Raw genomic sequence first — 21,001 nt, 5'->3', positions numbered from 1 at the left:
TTCGCCCGGCCACCGACATCGTCGTCGCACCGTCGCACGGAGGGCCCATGACCACGCTCGAGGACCGACCCAACACCGCCCTGCTCGTCGTCGACGTCCAGAACGGCGTCGTGGGACAGGCCTGGAACCGCGACGGCGTCGTCGCCAACATCGCCTCCCTCGTCGAGCGCGCCCGCTCAGAGCAGGTGCCCGTCGTGTGGGTGCAGCACTCCGACGAGAACATGCCGCGCGACTCCGCCGACTGGCAGTACGTCTCCGAGCTGCCGTTCGCCGACGGCGAGCCCGTCGTGCACAAGACCTTCGGCGACTCCTTCGAGGACACCGATCTGGAGTCGGTTCTCGCCGCCCGGGGCGTCGGCCGGCTCGTCGTCGCGGGCGCGCAGACCGACGCGTGCATCCGGGCCACGCTGCACGGCGCTGTCGTCCGGGGATACGACGCGACGCTCGTGGGCGACGCGCACACCACCGAGGACCTCCGCGAGTGGGGCCACCCCATCGGCCCGGAGGACGTCGTCGGGTTCACCAACGCGTACTGGCCGTGGTCGAGCGTGCGTGGGCGCACGGCCGACGTCGTCGACACCGCCGCCGTCAGCTTCGGGCCGGCAGAGTCCCAGCAGGCGCAGGATCCGCCGCAGGAGGCGCCGCAGGAGGCCGCCGGCACCGCCGGGTAGTCCGCCCCTAGAGTTGGTGCCGTGCTCGACGCCATCGCCGCCCTGCCCTTCTGGCAGGCGTTCCTCGCGCTGTTCGCGAGCGCGATGGTCCGCTCGAACGGCACGTACTGGGTGGGGCGCGGCGCCGTCAACGGCTGGCGGCGCTACCGCGGGACGCACCGCGAGCTGACCTCGCGCGCAGAGGCGTGGCTGCGGCGGCTCGGCCCGGTCGCCGTGACGCTGTCGTACCTCACGGTCGGGTTCCAGACCGCCGTCCACCTCACCGCCGGCGTCATGCGGATGCCGATGCGCTGGTACGTGCCGGCGGCCGTCGTCGGGTCGGTCGTCTGGGCCACGCTCTACGCCACGGTCGGGCTGGCCGTCGTCGATGCGTGGATCGCGGCCGAGGCCGGGTCGGTCTGGGCCGCCGCCGGGCTCGGCGCGTTCGTCGTGGTCGTGGTGGCGACGCTCGTCGTGCGCCGTCGGCGGGGCGCGGCCGGGGAGCCGGCCGTCGTCGGACCGCTAGCGGGCGAGCCTGCGTCTACCGACGGAGTCGGCGCGGCACCCGTCACCGACACGCCCTGACACGATCCTGACGTCGGCGTGACGTCGCCGCGTCCCGCGCGCCCTACGCTGCGAGCGTGCCCACCGTCCCGCCCCCGAGCAGCGACGCACCGACGCGTGGCCTCGTGCTCGTCGTCGAGGACGAGGCCACGATCGCCGACCTGTTGCGGCTCAACCTGCGCGCGGTGGGCTACGGCGTCGAGGTGGTCACCGACGGCGCCCGCGCCCTGGCGGCGGTGCGCGAGCTGCGCCCTTCGGCGATCGTCCTCGACATCGGGCTGCCGACGATGGACGGCATCGAGGTGTGCCGCCGGCTGCGCGCCGACGGTGACTGGACGCCGGTCCTGTTCGTCACGGCCCGCGACGACGAGGTGGACCGCGTGCTCGGCCTCGAGCTCGGCGCCGACGACTACGTGACCAAGCCGTTCTCGCCGCGCGAGCTCGTCGCCCGCGTCGGCGGCGTACTGCGGCGCACCCGGGGCACGGCCGGTGGCTCACCCCTGCTGCGTCACGGCCCGCTCCGGATCGACCTGACGAGCCACGAGGTCACCGTCGACGTACGCCAGATCGCCCTCACCGCAACGGAGTTCGACCTCCTGACCCACCTGCTGCGCCGCCCCGGCGTCGTGTTCACCCGTGAGCAGCTGCTCAGCGACGTGTGGGGCTACGCGTCGACGGCGGGCGGGCGCACCGTCGACGTGCACGTCGCGCAGGTGCGCGCCAAGCTCGGCGACGCGAGCCCGATCCGTACGGTCCGTTCGGTCGGGTACGCCGCCGAGCGCCCGCCGGTCGACGACGCCCCCGACGCCGGCGCCGCGTCGTGAGCCCGTCGCGGGGTCGTTCGCTGTCGCGGCAGATCACCCTCCTCGCCGTGGGCATCGCGGTGCTGACGGCCGTGCTCGCGGGTGCCCTTGCCATCGGCCTGACCCGGTCCTCGGCGGAGGAGTCGGCGCGCGGCACCCTGGCCCGCATTGCCGACGCCGCCGCCGTCCGCGCCGACTCGGGCGAGGTGGCCCGGGTGGCGCAGAACCGCGCCGTCCGCACCCTCGGGGCACTCGGCGTCGAGTCGGCGAGCGTCAACCGGGCCGGCGCCGTCGTGTCGACGAGCCGCCTGGCCCGCGAGGCCCTGACGCCGGCCCGCCGCGAGGCCCTGCTCGCCGGCCGCGAGGTGTCCGGCCGCGACGAGCTCGACGGCACGACGGTGCTCGTCGAGGGCCGCCCGACCGACGCCGGCGGCATCGTCCTGGTCCAACGGCGCTCCGACGCGACGGCCGACTCCGACCGGTTCGTGCGGCGGGTGCTGCTCGCGCTCGGGATCGCGGCGCTCGTCGCCGTCGTCGTCAGCGCGGCGGTGGCTCGCCGGCTCTCCCGACCACTGCGTCGCACGGCCGACGCCGCACACGCCCTCGCCGCGGGGCAGCGCGACCTCGCGGTGCCCGTCGAGGGCCCGGACGAGGTGGCCGACGTCGCGAGCGCCCTCAACGCGCTGTCGGCGTCGCTGTCGCGGTCCGAGGGCCGGCAGCGCGACTTCCTCCTGTCGGTATCGCACGACCTGCGGACGCCGCTCACCGGGATCAGCGGGTACGCGGAGTCGCTCGCGAGCGGCGTCGTGCCGCCGGAGGACGCGGCCCGGGTCGGCGGGGTGGTGCTCGGGGAGTCGCGGCGCCTCGAGCGGCTCGTCGGCGACCTGCTCGACCTCGCCCGCTTGCGCGCGCAGTCGCCGAGCATCCACCCGCAACCGACCGACCTCGTCGTCCTGGGCCGTGAGGTCGAGGCCGTGTGGTCGGCCCGGTGCGCCGCCGTCGGTGTTCCGTTCTCCTACGTCCCGGCCACTGCCAACGCACCGGTCGTCACCGACCCGGCCCGGCTGCGCCAGCTCGTCGACGGGCTGCTCGAGAACGCTCTGCGCGTCACCCCGTCGGGCCGCCCGATCGTCGTCGAGGTGCGCACCGAGGCCGTCGCCGGCAGAGCGCCGGTGGCCGTCGTCGAGGTGCGCGACGGCGGTCCCGGCCTCACCGACGACGACCTCGCCGTCGCCTTCGAGCCCTCGGTGCTGCACGAGCGCTACCGCGGCCTGCGCCCCGTCGGCACCGGCCTCGGCCTCGCGATCGTCGGGCGCCTCGCCGAGCTCCTCGGCGGCGACGTCGAGGCGGGCCACGCCCCCGAGGGCGGCGCCCGCTTCACCCTCCGCCTCCCGCCCGGCCACGCCTGACCCCGGGGACGACTCGGGAATGACCGGAGAATGCCTCCGGTTGACGCCGACATGACCACCTGGGGATTCATCGGAAGCGGACACATCGGAAGCACCGTCGCGCGGCTCGCCGTCGACGCCGGCCACGACGTCGTCCTGAGCAACAGCCGCGGGCCGGAGACGCTCGCGGACCTCGTCGAGCAGCTCGGCCCACGGGCCCGGGCCGCGACCGCCGCGGAGGCCGCCGCGGCCGGGGACGTCGTCGTCGTGACGATCCCGCTCGGGCACTACCGCGACGTGCCGGCCGAGGCGCTCCGCGGCAAGACCGTCATCGACACCATGAACTACTACCCGCAGCGCGACGGGCAGGTCGCCGAGCTCGACGACGAGTCGACGACGACGAGCGAGCTGCTCCAGGCCCACCTGCCGGGGTCGCACGTCGTCAAGGGCTTCAACAACATCTACTTCGAGCACCTCGCGACCCTCGGCCGACCGTCCGGCAGCCCCGAACGCAGCGCCCTCGCCATCGCCGGCGACGACGCGGACGCCAAGGCCACCGTGACCCGCCTCTTCGACGAGATCGGCTACGACACCCTCGACCTCGGGCCGCTCGCCGAGGGGTGGCGCACCCAGCGCGACACCGCCGCGTACGCGACGCTCTACACGAAGGACCCTGCCGACTGGAGCCTCGGCGGCAGGCCGATCGACGCCGACGGCGTCCGCGCCGCGGCCGGCGCGTCGGTGCGCTACCGCGAGCAGGTCTGACCACGGGCTGACCGCACGGACTGACCACACGGGCTGAACACGCCCGGCGCGCACATCGGGACGTCGCGGCCGAACCTCACGTTTGGGGCAGGCTGCGACGTCCCGTACCCTTGACCACGAGGGGAGTACTTCCCACGTCCCGATCCGGTCAGTACGGCGGCCCAGCCCGCCCCGGACGGGAGCCGGCGTCAGCCGGTGAAGGAGACCTCAGACGAACCATCATGCGTCCGTTCTGAGGAGACCACCGTGCTCACGACCCTCTCGCCGCTCACCGCAGCGGCCCCGCTCGCGCCCTCTGCCGCGCCTGCCGCCGAGTCCGCGGCGTCGCTCGCGTCCATCGGGACGCCGACCCTGTGGACCGCCACGATCCTCGGCATCGTGGCCCTGTTCGCCATCGACTTCGTCATCACGCGACGACCTCACGACCCGAGCATGCGCGAGGCCGTCGGCTGGTCGGCCTTCTACATCGCGATCCCGCTCGCCTTCGGCGCCTGGCTGTGGTCGCAGTACGGCTCGCAGCAGGGCATCGAGTACTACACCGGCTACCTCGTCGAGAAGTCGCTGTCGGTCGACAACCTCTTCGTCTTCATCATCCTGCTGTCGGCGTTCGCCGTGCCGCGTGAGCTGCGCCAGCGGGTGCTGCTCATCGGTGTCGCCGGTGCCCTCGTGCTGCGCGGCATCTTCATCGCCCTCGGCGCGCAGATGATCGCCAGCTTCTCGTGGACCTTCCTGCTCTTCGGCGCGATCCTGCTCGTCACCGCGATCAAGGTCGGTCGCGACGCGCTGAGCCACGCCGACCACGGCATCGACGTCGCGAACCTCCGCAGCGTCAAGCTGATCCGCCGCTTCCACCCGGTCACCGAGGACTACGACGGCACGCACCTGTCGGTGAAGCGCGACGGGCGCCGGATGCTGACGCCGCTCGCGGTCGTCGCGATCGCGATCCTCGGCACCGACATCGTCTTCGCCATCGACTCGGTCCCGGCCGTATACGGCATCACCGGCGACCCGTACGTCGTCTTCGCGACCAACGCGTTCGCGCTGCTCGGACTGCGCGCCCTCTACTTCGTCCTCGAGAACGCGCTGTCCTCGCTCGTGCACCTCGGCCACGGCCTGGCGCTCATCCTCGCCTTCATCGGCGTCAAGCTCGTGCTGCACTGGGCGCACACCGTGTGGTCGGTGGTGCCGGAGATCCCGACACTGGCCTCGCTCGGCGTCATCGTCGGCATCCTCGCCGTCGTCACGGCGACGAGCCTCGTCGCGAAGCGTCGCGCCGGGGCGACGGCCGACGCGTCGAGCGACGCGTCCGCCGACGAGAGCGTCACCTCCTGACGCATCGCTGCGGAGCACACGCCGGAGGGGGCGGCCCCCCCCCCGGGGGCGCGCCCCCCCCCCCAACCCCCCGCGCCCCCCCCGCGGGCGGCGCGTCCCCCCCCGCGGGTGACGCGCCTCCCCCCGATCCCGCCGGCGCCCCGTCGGCGGCCGGCGGAGGATCCGTCAGCTCGTCGCGCCCGGAGCGGGCGTGGCGGGCTTGGTCGCGGTCCCGCTCCTGAAGACGACGACGCGCGCCTGCGGGTTCGTCGCCCCGACACCGGCGACGAACGCCTTGTCCCCGATGCGGATCGCCGTCGCCGTCGAGTCAGTGCCCTTGCCGTTCGCGCGGGCGCGCACACGCGTGTCGCCGGTGACCGAGAAGGTCATCGAGACGCCGTCCTTGGCCTTGACCGTCACGGACGTGCCGGACGCCGCGGTGACCTCGCCACGGATCGCCTGGTGGGTGACCGGGCCGGCCTTGCCCTCGGTGACCCAGGTGGCGTGCAGGGCGCGCAGGAGCCGGGCGCGCAGGCCGCGGTGGTCCCCGGCGCCGAGCGGGTTGTCGGCGGCGGTGCCGGTGTCGACGGCCGGGGTCGCGAGGGCTGCGTCGACGAGGTCGGCGGTGCTCGCGTCGCCGCCCGACACGTCGGCCGGGGCAGCGACGCCGGCACCGACGGGTGCGCCGCTCGATGCGGAGACGTCCTTGGAGCAGCCGCCGAGGGCGAGGCCACCGGCGAGGAGGACCGCAGCGGCGACCGCGGTCGAGGGGCGTGCGACGGCGCGGAGGGTGCCGGTCGTCCGGCGGGTCTGGTTCGTCATGGCACCCACGGTGCCGCGCGCAGGTGAAGCGTCGGTCCGGGTCGTGTTCGGGTCGTGTTCGGGCGTTCGCCGGCCTTCACCGGTCGCGCACCGGGCTCAGGCGAAGATCGGCCCGACCGCGGGGTAGGCGCCCGTCAGCAGGCCGCGGACCGTGGACAGCGACGGCACGTCGGCGCCGCCCTGGAACCCGGTGTCGAGCCGCATCGGCTTGCCCCACGCGGTGAGGTCCTCGATCGTCGTGCCCTGTGCGGCACCGGACAGGGTCGCGAACCAGTCGGCGCGGGCGTAGGTCACGTCGCCGCCGATGCACACGAGCTCGACCCACGACGGGTCGGCGAGGCACACGTTCTCGTACGGGTCCGGGTGGTGGCGCTCGAGCACGACGAGGTCGGCCGGCCGCCCCTCCGCCACCGTGCCGAGGTGCTCGTCGAGGCTGGCGACGCGCGCCGCCACCGACGTCACCATCGCGACGAGGTCGGCCGCTTCGACCGGGTAGCCCTGCCGGGCCAGCTCGCGCCGGGCGACCTTCATCTCGGCGAGCAGGCTCGTTGAGCCGGAGGGCAGCCAGTCGGCCCCGAGCGCGACCGGCATCCCGGCCGTGAGCGCCTCGCCGGCGAGGGTCGTCTCGCCGTAGAGGCGCAGGTTCGACTGCGGCGACCACACGAGCCGGCAGCCGGCGCCCGCGAGGGTGCGCAGGTCGTCGACCGACAGGGCGCTGCCGTGGATGACGTTCGTGGCCGGCGTGGCACCGCCGAGATCGAGGAAGTGCTGGAACTCCTTGGCGCTCACCGCATCTCCCCGCTTGCCCTCGGCCAGGTGCAGGTAGAACGCTGTGACGTCGCCGGCGGTGATGCGCTCCATGACGCGCTGGAAGGTCGGCAGCCCGAACGAGCCCGACGGCAGGTCGACCATCGAGCGGGCGCGGTGCGCCCCGAAGGCCCACTGGTCGAGGTTGCGCACGAGCGGCTCGGACGTCGACGTGCTCGCGCCGGACGCGCCCTGGATGCCGGTGACCCCGCCGACGAGGGCGCGGACCTCGGCGTACCGCGTCTGCGTCCTGGGCGGCACCTGCGTCAGGAGGGTGTTCTGGGGGTCGCGGACGAGCTGCTGGTAGGGCGTCGACCGGCGCCACGCGTACCGGTTGGCGTAGAGCTTCGGCGGCTCCCACGCGGCGAACACGTTGAACTCCGGGTGCCCGTGCAGGTCGAGCAGGCCGGGCAGGATGACGCCGTCGGTGTCCTGGACCGGCACGTCGGTGGGCTTGCGCTTCGACACCCGGGCCACGACGCCGTTCGCGACCGTGACGTAGCCGCTCGACCACGCGCCCTCGGGCGTGATGACGGCGCCGTGCAGGGCGAAGGGGGCCGGCGGCAGGGCCCGGCTGCGCACGGCGGGTTCGGGCAGCTCCTCGGTGATGCCCCGTGCGTAGGCGGTGTCGAACGGGTCGCGGCCGCGGCGGGGGCGCGACGGGCCGGACTCCCAGTGCTCGAGGTCGGACTTCGTGCCGGTCGCGTGCCGACCGGCGCTCCGGCTCACAGTGCTGGCCACGTGCGGGCTCCTTCCGGGACGGTGACGGTGAGGGTGGCGCGCTTGGCCTGGGCGGTGTCGCCGGTGCGGGCGGCCCACGGGTCGACGTCGCGCCACCATGCGGGCGTGCCTGCGGGCAGGTCCTGCTCGGGGATCGCGGCGAGGTCGCCGGTGGCCCACGCGTCGCCGTAGGGCACGAGCGGCGTCGCCGTGTCTGGCTCGACGTGCTCGGCAATCCCGGGAAGCGCGGCGTTCCAGTTCGCGAGCTGCTCGGCGGTCGTCTCGGCGAGCGGGCGACCGGTCGCGCGGGCGATGGCGTCGGCGTAGGTCGGGTGCCGGACGGCCGCGAGGTGCAGGCGCCCCGACGCGTCGGGCTGAGTCTTCGCCCAGGTGCGGTAGGCGCGGGCCGCGAGGTCGCCGAGGGCGATGACGGCGGTGACGTCGGTCCCGACGAGCAGGGCGTCGAGCCAGCGGTTCCGGTACGCGGCGATGGCCGGGTCCTTGGCGTGGCGGTTGCCCGCAGACTGGCCGAAGACGCTGTACACGTAGACGTTGACCATGGCGTAGCTCGTCGTGACACCGACCTTGCCGAGCAGCCCCTGCACCCGCTGGCCGGCGACGCCGACGAGGATGCGGCGGGTCACCGACTCGTGGGCGGCCGGGTCCTGCCCGAGCACGAGGACGCGCGCGCTGCCGTCGAGGCGGCCGCGATGGAAGATCGGCCCCCACTCGGTGCGGAAGTCGCCGCTGGGGTACACGTCGTCGCCGGGGTACTCGGCCACGAGCGTCGCAAACGGCTCGGACGCGTACCCGGTGCACGAACGGTGGACGGCCCCCACGGACGCCTCCCCACAGTCGGGACTCGGTCGACGATCTGTCTGTGCAGGGTCTCTCGACGGTAGTCCTGATACACCGGCGCCGGTGCCGGTTTCGGGCGGCGTCAGGCCTGGCCGACGGCCCTGCGCTGCAGGAGCGTCCGCTCGGCCTCGTTCTGGGCCATGTCGGCGGCGCGGGCGAACTCGGCCCGCGCCTCGTCCTCGCGGCCGACGCGCAGCAGCAGGTCACCACGGACACTCGGCAGCAGGTGGTAGTCGGCGAGCGCACCCTCTGCGACGAGCCCGTCGACGACGGCGAGCGCCGCCTCGGGACCTGAGGCGTAGGACAGCGCGACCGCGCGGTTGAGGTCGATGACCGGCGAGGGACGCAGGGTGGCGAGCTGCTCGTAGAGGCCGACCATCTGCGCCCAGTCGGTGTCCTCCGGCGTGCGGGCCCGGGCATGACAGGCGGCGATGGCGGCCTGGAGCAGGTAGGGGCCGGGTCCGGGCGGCGGCGTACCGTCGAGGGCGGGTGACGCGGCGAGGTCGAGGGCCCGGTCCAGGGCGGCCAGGGCGTGGCGGATCAGCGCCCAGTCCCAGGTGGTGCGGTCCTGGTCGAGGAGCAGGACCGGTTCGCCGCCGCGGCCGATGCGAGCCCGCGTGCGCGAGGCCTGGATCTCCATGAGGGCCAGCAGCCCGTGCACCTCCGCCTCGCGCGGCGCGAGGGCCGAGAGCACCCGCCCGAGCCGGATCGCCTCCTCCATGAGGTCGCCGCGCACCCAGTCGCGGCCGGACGTCGCGGCGTAGCCCTCGTTGAAGACGAGGTAGACGACCTCGAGCACCGACGCCAGCCGCGGCGCGAGGTCGGCACCGGACGGCACCTCGACGGTGATGCCGTCCTGGCTCAGCGTCCGCTTGGCCCGCGAGATGCGCTGGCCGATCGTCGTCTCCGTCGTGAGGAACGCGCGGGCGATCTCGCGGGTGGTCAGGCCGCCGATCATCCTCAGCGTCAACGAGATCCGGGCCTGGGCCGTGAGGGCCGGGTGGCAGGCAGCGAAGATGAGGCCGAGGACGTCGTCGTCGATGTCCTCGAGCGCGGCGTCGAAGTCGCCTTCGGCCAGCTCGGCCACCCTCAGCTCCTCCATGTGTCCGACCTGCTGCAGCTTGCGTGCGAGGTTGACGTCGCGGCGGATGCGGTCGACGGCCCGGCGACGCGCGGTCTGGGTCAGCCACGCGCCGGGCTTGTCGGGCACCCCGTCGCGCGGCCACTGCTCGAGCGCCTGGACGAAGGCGTCCTGGGCGAGGTCCTCGGCGAGGCCGATGTCGCCGACGACGCGGGCGACGATGGCCGTCACCTTGGCCGCCTCCATGCGCCACACCGCCTCGAGCGTCCGGCGCACCTCGTCGGGGTCGGTCTGGGTCGTCTCAGCCACGGCGCCACTCTCGCACGCCGCACCGACCACCTGCCGTGTCCGACTGCGTCACTGAACCGCAGGAGGGTTCAGTGACGCAGCGTTCCCGTCTCGTTCGCTGCGTCACTGAACCGCCAGAGGGTTCAGTGACGCAGCGGGCGGGGCCGGCTGGGTCAGCCGCGGGCGGCGTTGCGGGCGGCTTCCTCGCGCATCTGCTCCTCGCGCTCGCGCAGCTCGGCGGTGAACTCCTCGCCGAAGTCCTCCGGCGCGTAGACCTGGCGCAGCTCGAGGTGCTGGCCGGGGTCGGGCGCGCACGAGGCGGGCCACTTCTTGAGCCACTCGAGCGCCTCCTCCCGTGAGGACACCTCGATGATCGTGAACCCGGCGATGAGCTCCTTGGCCTCGGCGAACGGCCCGTCGGTCACCGACCAGTCGCCGTCGACCCACGTGACCCGGGCGCCCCTGCTCGTCGGGTGCAGCCCCTGCCCGTCGACGAAGACGCCGGCCCGCAGCATCTGGTCGTTGTAGGCCCGCATGTCGGCGAACTGCTGCGTGGTCCCGGGGCGGCCCTGCTCCGAGTCGGCGTTCGCCGGGACGATGATCATGAAACGCACGATGCACTCCTCTGGTCGGTGCAGGTGACCCCTGCTCTCACCCTTGCGTCGAACGACGCCGCCCGGCTTCGACACGCCCCGCCGACTCCTTTCCCGCTGGCCACGGGGAGACCGCCGGGAGCCGGCCGGCTCAGAGCTCGAGGCGCGCGGTGGCCGCCGACGGGACGCCCTCGCGGAACGGGATGCCGTCCCGCGCCGCGGCGGCGACCGCCTCGACGATCGGCACGAGGCCGTCCTCGTCGACATGCCCGGTGACCTCGTCGGCGATGGCCTTGACCTCGTCCGGCGCGTTGCCCATGGCGACGCCCCACGCGGCCCAGTGCAGCATCTCGAGGTCGTTACGCTGGTCGCCGCAGGCGATGGTGTGGATGGGCTCGACGCCGAGGTGGCGCCGCACGAGCTCGAGGGCCGACGCCTTGGAGACGCCCTCGGGGTTGATGTCGAGCCACGCCGACCAGCCGACGGCGTACGAGACGCCGTGCAGGCCGGCCCGCTCGACCAGCTCCATGAACTCCTCGGCGCTGGCCTCGGGCTGGCGCAGCGTCACACGCGTGACGGGGTGCTCGACGAGCTCCTCCCACGACACCTCCCGCGAGGCACCCATCAGCTCGCCGTCGGGGAAGTGCCGGCTCACCTTGAACCCGACGCCGAGCTCCTCGACGGCGATGAGCGCGTCGGGCAGGGCCACGCGCATCTTCTCCAGGACCGCGCGCGGGTCGAAGGTGACGGTGTCGATGATCCGGTAACCCAGGTCCTCGGCGGGGTCGAGCTCGAGGGTGACCGCCCCGTTCGAGCAGACGGCGTAACCGCGGCTCAGCCCGAGCTGCTCGAGCACCGGCGTCGTCGCGATGATCGAGCGCCCGGTGGACACGACGACGCGGATCTCCTCGGGCAGCGCGCGGATCGCGTCACGGACGCGGGGCGACAGCTCGCCCATGTGGTTGAGGGTCGTCCCGTCGAGGTCGAGAGCGAGCAGACGCTGGAGCATGGCCTCACCGTAGCGCCCGCCCCGGACGGTCCTGGCCGGCCGCCCACGGCATCCGCCGTGCCGCCACACACCCGACCGGTGGCGTCCACCCCGAGGCCACCACGAGGCCACCACGAGGCCACCACGAGGCCACCGACACGCCAGGTACCTCTCAGGCGAGCCGACCCAGCGCGTCCTCGATCCCGCGGTGCAGCGTCGGGTAGGCGTAGATCATCGAGCGGAGACGCTCGACCGGCACCTTGCCGTGGACGGCGACGGCGAGCGCGCCGAGCACCTCGCCGCCGGCGGGACCGACGACGGTGGCGCCGACGAGCAGGCCGCTGTCGGCGTCGGCGACGACCTTGATGAGACCGTCGGCCTTCGCGATCCAGCCGCGGGTCGTCTCCCCGAGCGGCGTGACGCCGACCGTGACGTTGTCGAGCTCCTCGCGAGCCGCGGCCTCGGTGAGGCCGACGGCGCCGACCTCGGGGTCGGTGAAGGTGACCCGCGGCAGCGCGGCGTACTCGGCGGGCGGACCGTCCTCGTCGAGCACGTCCCGGATGACGACGCCCGCCTGGTACATGGACACGTGCGTGAAGGCTCCCTTGCCGGTGATGTCGCCGACGGCCCAGACGCCCTCGGTGACACGGCACTCGTCGTCGACGCGGGCGACACGGGCGTCCTCGGCGACGCCGACGTGGTGCAGCCCGACGCCCTTGACGTCGGTACGGCGCCCGGTGGCGACGAGGAGGCGGTCGCCGTCGACGTGGGTGCCGTCTGCGAGGGTGACCCGGACGCCGCCGTCACGCTGCTCGACCCTCGAGGCTCCGACGCCGGTGCGGACCGTGATGCCCTCGGCCCGGAACACCTCGGCCACCTTCGCGGACGCCTCGGGCTCCTCGAGCGCGAGCAGCCGGTCGGCGGCCTCGACGACGGTGACGGTGGTGCCGAACCGGGACACGGCCTGGCTCAGCTCGCACCCGATGGCACCCCCGCCGAGGACGACGAGCGAGGCGGGCAGCTCGGTGGCCTCGATGATCTCGTGGTTGGTCCAGTACGGGACGTCGGCGAGGCCCTCGATCGGTGGGATCGCGGGGGTGGTGCCGGTGTTGACGACGATGCCGGTGGTCGCCGCGTAGGCGGTCCCGTCGACGTCGACGCGGCCGGGCCCGGTGATGACGCCGGTGCCGCGGACGAAGGTCGCGCCCTTGCCGGTGAGCCGGTCGACGGCCACCCGGTCGTCCCAGCCGTCGGTGGCCTCGTCGCGGATGCGCCGGGCGACCAGGCTCCAGTCGGGCGTGAGGTCGCCGACGCTGCCGGCGAGGCCGGGGACGCGTCGGGCCTCGGCGAGCGCGTCGGCCGCGCGGATCATCATCTTCGACGGGATGCATCCCCAGTAGGGGCACTCGCCGCCGACGAGGCGCCGGTCGACGCCGAGGACCCGCAGGCCCCGCTCCGCGAGGGTGCCGGCGACGTGCTCACCACCGGGACCCAGCCCGATGACGATGACGTCGAAGGTGTGGTCTGCGTCGAGGCCGCTGCTCATGCCCCACCCTTACCCGCGGCAGGCCCCCGCGTCGACCCCCGCGTCGACCCCCGCTCGGGCCGTCGCGTCTCGCACGGCCACCCGCCTGACCGGGGTGGTCGCCCGGACGAGCGCGTCGCGGACCGGCTGCTGCGCGACGAGGACGCTGCCGACGACGAGCACCATCCCGGCCAGGTGCACCGCGCCGAACTCCTCGCCGAGGAGCAGGACGCCGAGCAGGACGCCGACGACCGGGTTGACGAGGCCGATGATCGAGGCGTTGGTCGGGCCGAGCAGCGACAGGCCCCGGAACCAGAGCACGTACGCGAGCCCGCTGCCCAGCAGGCCGAGGTAGGCGAGGGCACCGAGGGCCGGGAGGTCGAGCGCGGGCGGCGCGCCCTCGACGACCGCGGCGAGGGGCAGCAGCACGAGGCCGCCGGCCACGAGCTGCCAGGCGGTGACGGTGACGACGTCGTCGCGGGGTGCCCAGCGCCGGGTCAGGACGAAGCCGGTCGAGGCCGAGACGACGGCGAGCACCCCGGCGACGAGGCCGACGGCGTCGATGGGCCGGTCGAGCCCGCCCCGCAGCACGAGCAGCCCGACGCCGACGAGACCGACGAGGCCGGCACCGACGGCGACGCGGGTCGGCCGCTCCCCCAGCAGGATCCGCGCCACGACCATGGTGACGACGGGCGCGGTGGCCACGAGCGTCGCGCCGAGACCGCTCGGCAGCCGGTAGGCCGCGACGAAGAGCAGGGCGTAGAAGACGCCGATGTTGAGGCTGCCGAGGACGAGCGCGCGCCACCACCAGTCGCCGCGGGGCAGGCGGCGCAGCCACAGCAGCATGAGCAGACCGACGGGCAGGGCCCGCACCGTGGCCGCGAAGAGCGGACGACCGGGCGGCAGCCACTCCTGGGTGACTGCGTACGTCGAGCCCCAGATCGCCGCGGGCAGCGCGGTGAGGGCGACCGTGCTCCACGAACCCTTGGTACCTTCCATGGAAGGTAAATTACCTTCCGAGGAAGATATAGTCCAGTCCCATGAGCGCCATGAGCCGACGCACGACGCCACCGACGCCGGATCACGCCCAGCACGTCGTCGACCAGTGGGCCCGCGAGCGCCCCGACCTCGACGCCTCCCCGATCCTCGTCATCGGGAGGCTCCATCGGGTCGCCCTCGCCCTGACCACCGAGCTCGTCCGCGTCTACAACGGCTTCGGCCTCGGCGAGGGGGACTTCGACGTGCTCGCCACCCTCCGCCGCACCGGCGCGCCCTACGAGCTGACGCCGACCGCGCTGATGGAGCAGACGATGGTGACGTCCGGGGCGGTGAGCAAGCGCATCGACCGACTCGAGGGGGCCGGCCTCGTCGAGCGACGGGTGGCGACCGGCGACCGCCGCAGCCGCATCGTCGCACTCACCGAGGCCGGCCGGGAGCTCATGGACCGGGCCGTGCCCGAGCACCTGGCGAACGAGGCGCGCCTGCTGTCGGCACTCGACGCGTCCGAGCGACGCGCCCTCGCCGACCTGCTCGGCCGGCTCGGGGCGTCGCTCGGCACCTGACGCGTCAGGCCAGGAGTCAGCCCGGCGTCAGGCCAGCGCCCCGTGCATGAGCACGTCACCGTCCGGCGTCACCACATAGCCGGCCTTGGGCCGCGACGGGTAGCCGGTGTCGAAGTGCATGTAGTCGCGCCACGAGTCGGTGCCCGACCAGGTCCAGTTGTCGGAACGCAGCACCGTCCACGCGAGGCCGCCGGAGCGGACCGCGCCCGGCGCGCTGGCCGACGCCGGGGCGTTGGGGTCCCAGGTGCCGGTGCGCGGGTTGATGTACGGGTTCTGCACCGGGTTGAAGTCGAGGGCGCGGCCCCAGGCGTGCGGCGACGACGAGTTGGCCGAGTTCTGCTCGGAGGGCTTGCGGCAGTTGAGCGCGGTCGACACGTTGCCCTTGGAGCCGAGCCACTCCCACCCGCCGAACATCTCGATCCCCTCGACGCGGTGCATCCGGAACTTCTTGGCATACAGGGTGTTGAAGATCTTGGCCGTGCTCGAGGCGACGTCGGCGTTGACGTTGACCCAGCCCCGGTGGGTCTTGCCGTCGAGGCCCCAGTAGGGCACCTCGACGCGTCGGAACGACGTCCGGTAGCCGGGGCACCCGTCGCGCCAGACGCCGTTGGCGCGCACCTTCGCCCACTGCGCGTCGGTCATGAGTGTGATCGCGGCGGGCGCGTAGGCGGCGACGGCCGGCGTGGCGGGCGTGCCGGAGTTCGTGAAGCCGTACGGCGCCGCCCCGACAGCAGGCGAGGCGGCGCTCGTGCGGGCCGTCGTCGTGTAGCCGGACCGCCGGCCCGTCACGGTGACGGTGAGGCGCTTGCCGAGGTCGGCCGTGGTGGGGCGGTAGGCCCGGCCGGTGGCTCCCGGGATCGCGATGCCGTTGCGACGCCACTGCACGGCGACGCTCGCGGTGGGCCCCCACGGGCCGGTCGTCACGGTGACCGGCCAGCCGACCCGCCGGAAGAAGCCGCCGATGCGTGGGGTCGGCGCGGTGGAGAAGGGCCGGGTGATCGGCCCCCGCGCGGCGCTCGTGCGAACGGCCGCGAGGAAGCCGGCGCGTCTGGCCGTGACGACGACGTCGACACGGTGACCGAGCCGGGTGGCGTCGAGGTAGAACCACCCCTTGGTGGCGCCCGCGACGGCCCGTCCGTCGATGCGCCACTGGTAGCTGAGCGTCGGGCCCGGCGACCAGGCGCCGACACGAGAGCCGACGACCGAGCCGATCTGCGGCGTACCGGTGACGACCGGTGCGGGGGCGGCGGCGAACACCCCCCAGTCGACGACGGCCGACGGCGCCGAGGTGCGCGACATCGGCGTGAAGCCGTCCCTCGACCCCGTGACGGTGACGCTGATCCGCTTGGTCCGGTCGGCCGCGACCGGCGTGTACGTGCGGCCGGTGGCGCCGCTGACGGCCACCCCGTTGACCCGCCACTGGTAGGTGAACGTCGCCGCCGGCGCCCAGGCGCCGGGCACCGCGGTGAGCACCCGGCCGACGCGCAGCGTGCCGGAGATCGTCGGGGTCGGCGCGGCCGTGAAGAGGCCCGGCGCGACCGGCCCGACGGGGTCGCTCGTCACCTCGTCGACGGTCGTGTCGTCGCGGTGCGAGGTGACGACCGCCGCGACCTTCTTGCCGAGCGCCGACGCCGGCACGACGAGCGTCGGGTCCGTGGCGCCGGCCAGCGGGGCGCCGTCGACGGTCCACTGGTAGGTCAGCGTCAGGTCGGGGTCCCAGCCGTCGGTCTCGGCGGTCAGGGTGGCGCCGACGCGGGGGGTGCCGGTGACCGTGACGGTGCCGGGCGGGGCTGCGGGCGCCGACGGTGGCGGGGTGGACGCGTCGGTGCTCGTCGCGGCGGGCGTCGGCGTGGAGGGCTGTGCCGTCGACGCGTCCGAGGCGCTCGAGGTGCTCGAGGTGCTCGAGGTGCTCGAGGTCCCCGATGCCGGTGGCGGGCTCGGTGTCCCCGCCGCCTCGGCGTCGGGAGCGAGGGCCATCGACCCGACGAGGGCGACCCCGACGAGCATCGTGACGCTGCGCCGGGGGCGCCGGAGGCGCTGCGCCCGGTGGGCGTGACGCGCTGGGCGCGTCGGCGACGTGGGCTGGTCGAGCGGACCGGGCACGGGCGGACCTCCGCGTCGCGGCGCCGGACTGGCGCCGGGCTGGGCCGCACATACCCGATTTGTCCGATTTCCACTCACGTGGCCGGTCACAGGGAGCCACACGTCCGGCTGGGGCGGATGACGGGCGGTGCACAGGTCGGCTGCGGACCGTGGTGGCAATGGCAGAGCGCCAGGTGGAGAGCAAGGAGAACGCATGAATGGCAAGCGAATGGCCCTCACCGGCGCCGGGATCGTCGCCGCGGCAGGGATCGCGATCGGCGCGGCCTCGCTCGCGAGTGCGAGCGGTGGCTCGGACGCCGCAACCGGTTTCGCGACCAACGCCGGCTACGGCGCCGTCGGCGGGGAGGGCGGACAGGGCATGCCCGGCGCCGGCGGGGGCGGATACGGCAACGGCAACACCGACCCGAGCAAGCCGATGCGCTCGGACGAGCAGCTGCTCACCGGCGACGTCGCCGCCAAGGTCACCGCGGCCGCCAAGGCCAAGGAGCCCACCGCGACGATCGAGCGGGTCGAGACGGACTCGGACGGCGTCTACGAGGCTCACATGGTGCGCACGGACGGGACGCACATCATCGTGCAGGTGGACAAGAGCTACGCGGTGACGAACGTCCAGGTCATGGGTCAGGGCGGTTCGGGTGGTCCCGGTAGTCGTGGCGACGGGGACGGCGACGGACCCCACGGCACGGGGATGGGCGGCCCGAACGGCATGAACGGCTACGGCCAGCCGGGCGGCTCGAACGGCTCGGGCGGCTCGACGGGCGAGGCGACGCCGTCGTCGACGACCTGACGGACGGGTGCCCACGGACGCGGCCCGACCCAGCCCCGTCCTCACCCTGGACTCCCGTCCCGGCGCGTGGAGCCGACGATCCTGTCGGGCGCCGGGACGGGGCCGCGGGTGAGGGTCAGGCGCGTCCGAGGGCGGGCTCGCTGACCGACGGCTTGCCGTTCTCGAGGTGGCCGGCGAAGGCACGCAGCCACGGCGTGCCCGGCACCGTGACGGTGAGGTCGTACCACCCGCCCGAGCGGGTCGTGTCGACGACGACAGCGCGGCGTCCGGCGTCCTGCTCCCGGCCGTAGGCGTCCTGCACGAGGACGCGCGTGCCGCGGGGTGCGTCGGCCTTGACCGTGAGGCGCTGCGAGCGGCCCTCACGGACCAGCTCGACGCGGACCGCACCGTCCCGCCGGGAGGTGTCGCCGGCGTAGCGCCGGAAGAACCCGTTCGGACCGTGCACCTCGATGTCGTAGGCGCCGGTGACCGGCCAGGTCGCGGTCAGCGCGTCGCCCGCCCCGATGGTGTAGCTGTGCGGCGCGCCGACGGGCTCGAGGAGCCGGGCCTGCAGGTGCGCCCCGATGCGGCCGAGGTTCTCCAGCTCGACGGTGACGGCGCCCGACGTGGCGCGCTCACGGTCACGCACGTCGTAGCCGACCGGCCGGGCCGGACGCGTGCCGCGCTCCTGCTGCGGCATGGTGCCCTCCGCCGGCGGCGTCGGCCGGTAGGACGGGTGGCGCTGGTCGTCGAAGGGCTTCCAGTGCGTCGTGTCGGGCAGCGACGGTACGTCGGCGGCCTTCTGCGAGAAGTCGAACGCCGAGGTGAGGTCGCCGCAGACGGCCCGACGCCACGGCGTCAGGTTCGGCTCCTGCACCCCGAAGCGTCGCTCGAGGAAGCGGATCACCGAGGTGTGGTCGAAGGTCTCGCTCGTGACCCAGCCTCCGGTGCTCCACGGCGACACGACGAACATCGGCACGCGGGGGCCGAGGCCGTAGGCGCCGGGGCCGTGCTCGCCGTCGTAGAACTCGTGGTCGGTCGGCACCGTGGACGCGCCCGGGATGACCCGGCTGTTGGGGTGGGGCGGCACGAGGTGGTCGAAGAAGCCGTCGTTCTCGTCGTAGGTGATGAACAGCGCCGTGCGGGCCCACACCTCCGGGTTGGCCGTCAGGGTGTCCAGGACCTTGCTGATGTACCAGGCGCCGTAGTTGGTCGGCCAGTTCGAGTGCTCGCTGAACGCCTCCGGGGCGGCGATCCAGCTGACCTTCGGGAGCGAGCCGGCCTCGACGTCGCGGCGCAGCTGGGCGAAGTAGTCCTCGCCGTCGCGTGCTTTGGTGCCCCGACGGGCTCTCTCGTACAAGGGGTTTCCCGGCTCGGCGTTGCGATAGGAGTTGAAGTAGAGCAGGGAGTTGTCGCCGTAGTTGCCGATGTACGGGTCGGAGGTCCAGCCCCACGAGCCCGGTCCGTCGAGCCCGGTGCCCTCGTCCTGGTACACCTTCCACGTGACGCCGGCCTTCTCGAGGCGTTCGGGGTACGTGGTCCAGTCGTAGCCGAGCTCGTCGTTGTAGAGGACGGGCCCGCCGCCCCTGCCGTCGTTGCCGGTCCAGCCGCTCCACAGGTAGTAGCGGTTCGGGTCGGTGTTGCCGATGAAGGAGCAGTAGTAGGCGTCGCACACCGTGAAAGCGTCGGCGAGGGCGTAGTGGAACGCGGCGTCCTGACGCATGAGGTAGGCCATCGTCGTCGTGCCCTTCGCCGGCACCCAGCCGTCGTAGTGACCCTTGTTGACGGCGGCCTGGCCGTCGGTCCAGCTGTGCGGCAGCCCCTCGAGGAACGCGGCGCCGAGGTCGTCGGTGCTCGGGTGGAACGGCAGGATGTCGCGGGTGCCGTCGGACTGGTGCCACACCGACCGGCCGCTCGGCAGCGTCACCGGGTGCGGGTCGCCGAAGCCGCGGACGCCGCGCAGCGTGCCGAGGTAGTGCTCGAAGGACCGGTTCTCCTGCATGAGGACGACGACGTGCTCGACGTCCTTGATGGAGCCGGTCGCCCGGTTGGCCGGGATCGAGGCGGCGCGCGCGATGCTCTGGTCGAGCATCGCCGCCGCGGCTGCACCGCCTGCGATCTGGAGGAAGCGTCGACGGTCGAGGTTGACCATGGGGTGCACTCCTGGAGGGTGGTGGATCAGTCGCACCACCCTCGCGCGCAGAGGCGAACGCACCCCGGCGCCGGAGTGACTGCCGCGCGAAGACTCGGTCAGCCGTTGGTCAGGTGGGGTTGTCTTGGAGCGCGCTCGAAGTCCTAGCGTCGAAAGGGTGAGTGACACCTCCGTACCGACCACACCATCCACCGACCCCGTGGGCCACCCCGCCGGCAACCCCACCGGCAATCCCACCGGCAATCCCACCGGCCAAGCGGGAACGTACCGGCTCGCCGACCGCGAGGTCCGGCGCGTGGGCTACGGCGCGATGCAGCTGCCCGGCCCCGGCGTCTTCGGCCCGCCCCGCGACCGCGACGAGGCCCTGCGGGTGCTCCGCCGGGCCGTCGAGCTGGGCGTGAACCACATCGACACCGCCCAGTTCTACGGCCCCCGGGTCAGCAACGAGCTGATCCGTGAGGCGCTGCACCCGTACAGCGACGACCTCGCCCTCGTGTCGAAGGTGGGTGCCGTCCGCGACGACACCGGCGCCTGGCTGCCGTCACAGCGGCCCGAGCAGCTGCGTGCCGACATCGAGGACAACCTGCCCACCCTCGGCGTCGACCACCTGACGGCCGTCAACCTGCGCCGGATGGACGAGCACACCGAGGGGGTCGAGGGCGAGGCCGCTCCGGTCTCCGACGTCCCCCTCGAGGACCAGCTGGCCGAGCTCGTCGCCCTGCGCGACGAGGGCAAGATCGCCGGCATCGGCCTGTCGACGGTGTCCGCGGCCCAGCTCGCTGCCGCTCGGTCGATCACCGAGATCGTCTGCGTGCAGAACCCGTTCAGCCTCGTCGACCAGAAGGACGCCGAGGTTCTCGACGCGTGCACGGCTGCCGGCATCGCCTACGTGCCGTACTTCCCCCTGGGCTCGGCCTTCCCGCACCTGCCGAAGGTCGTCGACCAGCCGGCGGTCCAGGCGGTTGCTGCCCGGTATGGCGTGCCGGCAGCGCGGGTGGGCCTCGCGTGGTTGCTCGCTCGGGCCGAGAACCTCCTGCTCATCCCCGGCACGTCATCGGTGGCCCACCTCGAGGACAACCTCGCGGTCGGTGACCTCCTCCTGAGCGACGAGGATCTCGACGAGCTCTCGGTCGCGGCCTTCGCGACACAGGAATAGCCCTGGGCAGACGTTCACCCGGCCCTGCAAAAGGGCCGGGTGAACGTGTACAGAGCCCGGGTATGCGAAAGAGGCCCGGCCCGGGTATTGCTGCCCGGG

19 protein-coding genes are annotated in these 21,001 nt (G+C 73.6%); 9 read left to right on the top strand and 10 right to left on the bottom strand.

What is annotated here, in order from left to right; translation table 11 throughout:
* Positions 1 to 47: 47 nt before the first annotated feature.
* The 6 genes from RY076_RS08625 to RY076_RS08600 all read left to right on the top strand — a co-directional run bounded on the left by RY076_RS08625 (position 48) and on the right by RY076_RS08600 (position 5,502).
* Positions 48 to 671 carry an isochorismatase family protein gene (locus tag RY076_RS08625; protein WP_323097235.1) on the top strand — a complete coding sequence of 208 codons (624 nt, stop codon included), beginning with the start codon at positions 48 to 50 and terminating at the stop codon, positions 669 to 671.
* Positions 672 to 692: 21 nt separating this feature from the next.
* On the top strand, positions 693 to 1,235 hold the full coding sequence (locus RY076_RS08620; protein WP_323097234.1) for a DedA family protein: 543 nt from the start codon (positions 693 to 695) through the stop codon (positions 1,233 to 1,235).
* A gap of 56 nt (positions 1,236 to 1,291) precedes the next feature.
* Positions 1,292 to 2,038 carry a response regulator transcription factor gene (locus RY076_RS08615; protein ID WP_323097232.1) on the top strand — a complete coding sequence of 249 codons (747 nt, stop codon included), beginning with the start codon at positions 1,292 to 1,294 and terminating at the stop codon, positions 2,036 to 2,038.
* A gap of 47 nt (positions 2,039 to 2,085) precedes the next feature.
* The gene (locus tag RY076_RS08610; RefSeq protein ID WP_323097231.1) at positions 2,086 to 3,426 is read left to right on the top strand and encodes a HAMP domain-containing sensor histidine kinase; all 1,341 of its coding nucleotides are present in this window, start codon (positions 2,086 to 2,088) and stop codon (positions 3,424 to 3,426) included.
* A 30-nt stretch (positions 3,427 to 3,456) separates the two neighbouring features.
* Positions 3,457 to 4,170, top strand: coding sequence for an NADPH-dependent F420 reductase (locus tag RY076_RS08605; RefSeq protein ID WP_323097229.1), 714 nt, complete (start codon positions 3,457 to 3,459; stop codon positions 4,168 to 4,170).
* 246 nt (positions 4,171 to 4,416) lie between these two features.
* Positions 4,417 to 5,502 (top strand): TerC family protein, encoded by a 1,086-nt coding sequence (locus RY076_RS08600; RefSeq protein WP_323097228.1) that lies wholly within the window; start codon positions 4,417 to 4,419, stop codon positions 5,500 to 5,502.
* Between the two features lie 165 nt (positions 5,503 to 5,667).
* On the opposite strand, the gene RY076_RS08595 is transcribed toward RY076_RS08600, so the two are convergent.
* The 8 genes from RY076_RS08595 to RY076_RS08560 form a co-directional block, all read right to left on the bottom strand.
* On the bottom strand, positions 5,668 to 6,303 hold the full coding sequence (locus tag RY076_RS08595; protein ID WP_323097226.1) for a hypothetical protein: 636 nt from the start codon (positions 6,301 to 6,303) through the stop codon (positions 5,668 to 5,670).
* A 96-nt stretch (positions 6,304 to 6,399) separates the two neighbouring features.
* Positions 6,400 to 7,851 carry an amidohydrolase family protein gene (locus RY076_RS08590; protein ID WP_323097225.1) on the bottom strand — a complete coding sequence of 484 codons (1,452 nt, stop codon included), beginning with the start codon at positions 7,849 to 7,851 and terminating at the stop codon, positions 6,400 to 6,402.
* Positions 7,836 to 8,669 (bottom strand): uracil-DNA glycosylase family protein, encoded by an 834-nt coding sequence (locus tag RY076_RS08585; RefSeq protein ID WP_323097223.1) that lies wholly within the window; start codon positions 8,667 to 8,669, stop codon positions 7,836 to 7,838. Before RY076_RS08585 ends, RY076_RS08590 begins: the two co-directional genes overlap by 16 nt.
* A gap of 101 nt (positions 8,670 to 8,770) precedes the next feature.
* A complete protein-coding gene (locus RY076_RS08580; protein ID WP_323098235.1) occupies positions 8,771 to 10,015 on the bottom strand; it encodes an RNA polymerase sigma factor in 1,245 nt (414 codons plus the stop codon).
* Between the two features lie 215 nt (positions 10,016 to 10,230).
* Positions 10,231 to 10,662, bottom strand: coding sequence for a YciI family protein (locus RY076_RS08575; protein ID WP_323098233.1), 432 nt, complete (start codon positions 10,660 to 10,662; stop codon positions 10,231 to 10,233).
* A 139-nt stretch (positions 10,663 to 10,801) separates the two neighbouring features.
* Complete coding sequence (locus RY076_RS08570) at positions 10,802 to 11,659, bottom strand: HAD family hydrolase (RefSeq protein WP_323097221.1); 858 nt, start codon at positions 11,657 to 11,659, stop codon at positions 10,802 to 10,804.
* A gap of 151 nt (positions 11,660 to 11,810) precedes the next feature.
* Positions 11,811 to 13,184 (bottom strand): dihydrolipoyl dehydrogenase family protein, encoded by a 1,374-nt coding sequence (locus RY076_RS08565; protein ID WP_323097220.1) that lies wholly within the window; start codon positions 13,182 to 13,184, stop codon positions 11,811 to 11,813.
* Positions 13,185 to 13,193: 9 nt separating this feature from the next.
* A complete protein-coding gene (locus tag RY076_RS08560) occupies positions 13,194 to 14,162 on the bottom strand; it encodes an EamA family transporter (protein ID WP_323097219.1) in 969 nt (322 codons plus the stop codon).
* A 41-nt stretch (positions 14,163 to 14,203) separates the two neighbouring features.
* Here RY076_RS08560 and RY076_RS08555 point away from each other — a divergent pair, with 41 nt between their 5' ends.
* Complete coding sequence (locus RY076_RS08555) at positions 14,204 to 14,725, top strand: MarR family winged helix-turn-helix transcriptional regulator (RefSeq protein WP_413785754.1); 522 nt, start codon at positions 14,204 to 14,206, stop codon at positions 14,723 to 14,725.
* Positions 14,726 to 14,752: 27 nt separating this feature from the next.
* Here RY076_RS08555 and RY076_RS08550 read toward each other — a convergent pair whose 3' ends face one another.
* Positions 14,753 to 16,828 carry a M15 family metallopeptidase gene (locus RY076_RS08550; protein ID WP_323097217.1) on the bottom strand — a complete coding sequence of 692 codons (2,076 nt, stop codon included), beginning with the start codon at positions 16,826 to 16,828 and terminating at the stop codon, positions 14,753 to 14,755.
* Positions 16,829 to 17,021: 193 nt separating this feature from the next.
* Between RY076_RS08550 and RY076_RS08545 the strand changes: the two genes are divergently transcribed.
* Entirely contained in the window at positions 17,022 to 17,615 is a 594-nt protein-coding gene (locus RY076_RS08545) for a hypothetical protein (RefSeq protein ID WP_323097216.1), read from the top strand.
* Between the two features lie 115 nt (positions 17,616 to 17,730).
* Here RY076_RS08545 and RY076_RS08540 read toward each other — a convergent pair whose 3' ends face one another.
* Positions 17,731 to 19,746, bottom strand: a complete 2,016-nt coding sequence (locus tag RY076_RS08540) for a phosphocholine-specific phospholipase C (RefSeq protein ID WP_323097215.1) — start codon at positions 19,744 to 19,746, stop codon at positions 17,731 to 17,733.
* Positions 19,747 to 19,903: 157 nt separating this feature from the next.
* Here RY076_RS08540 and RY076_RS08535 point away from each other — a divergent pair, with 157 nt between their 5' ends.
* Entirely contained in the window at positions 19,904 to 20,902 is a 999-nt protein-coding gene (locus RY076_RS08535; protein WP_323097214.1) for an oxidoreductase, read from the top strand.
* Positions 20,903 to 21,001 lie beyond the last annotated feature (99 nt).

Origin of the sequence: Intrasporangium zincisolvens, assembly GCF_034724055.1 — a bacterium.
Classification (GTDB): Bacteria; Actinomycetota; Actinomycetes; order Actinomycetales; family Dermatophilaceae; genus Monashia; species Monashia zincisolvens.
Note: the sequence above shows the minus strand (reverse complement) of the source record. Positions and strands in the feature narration are given on the sequence as shown.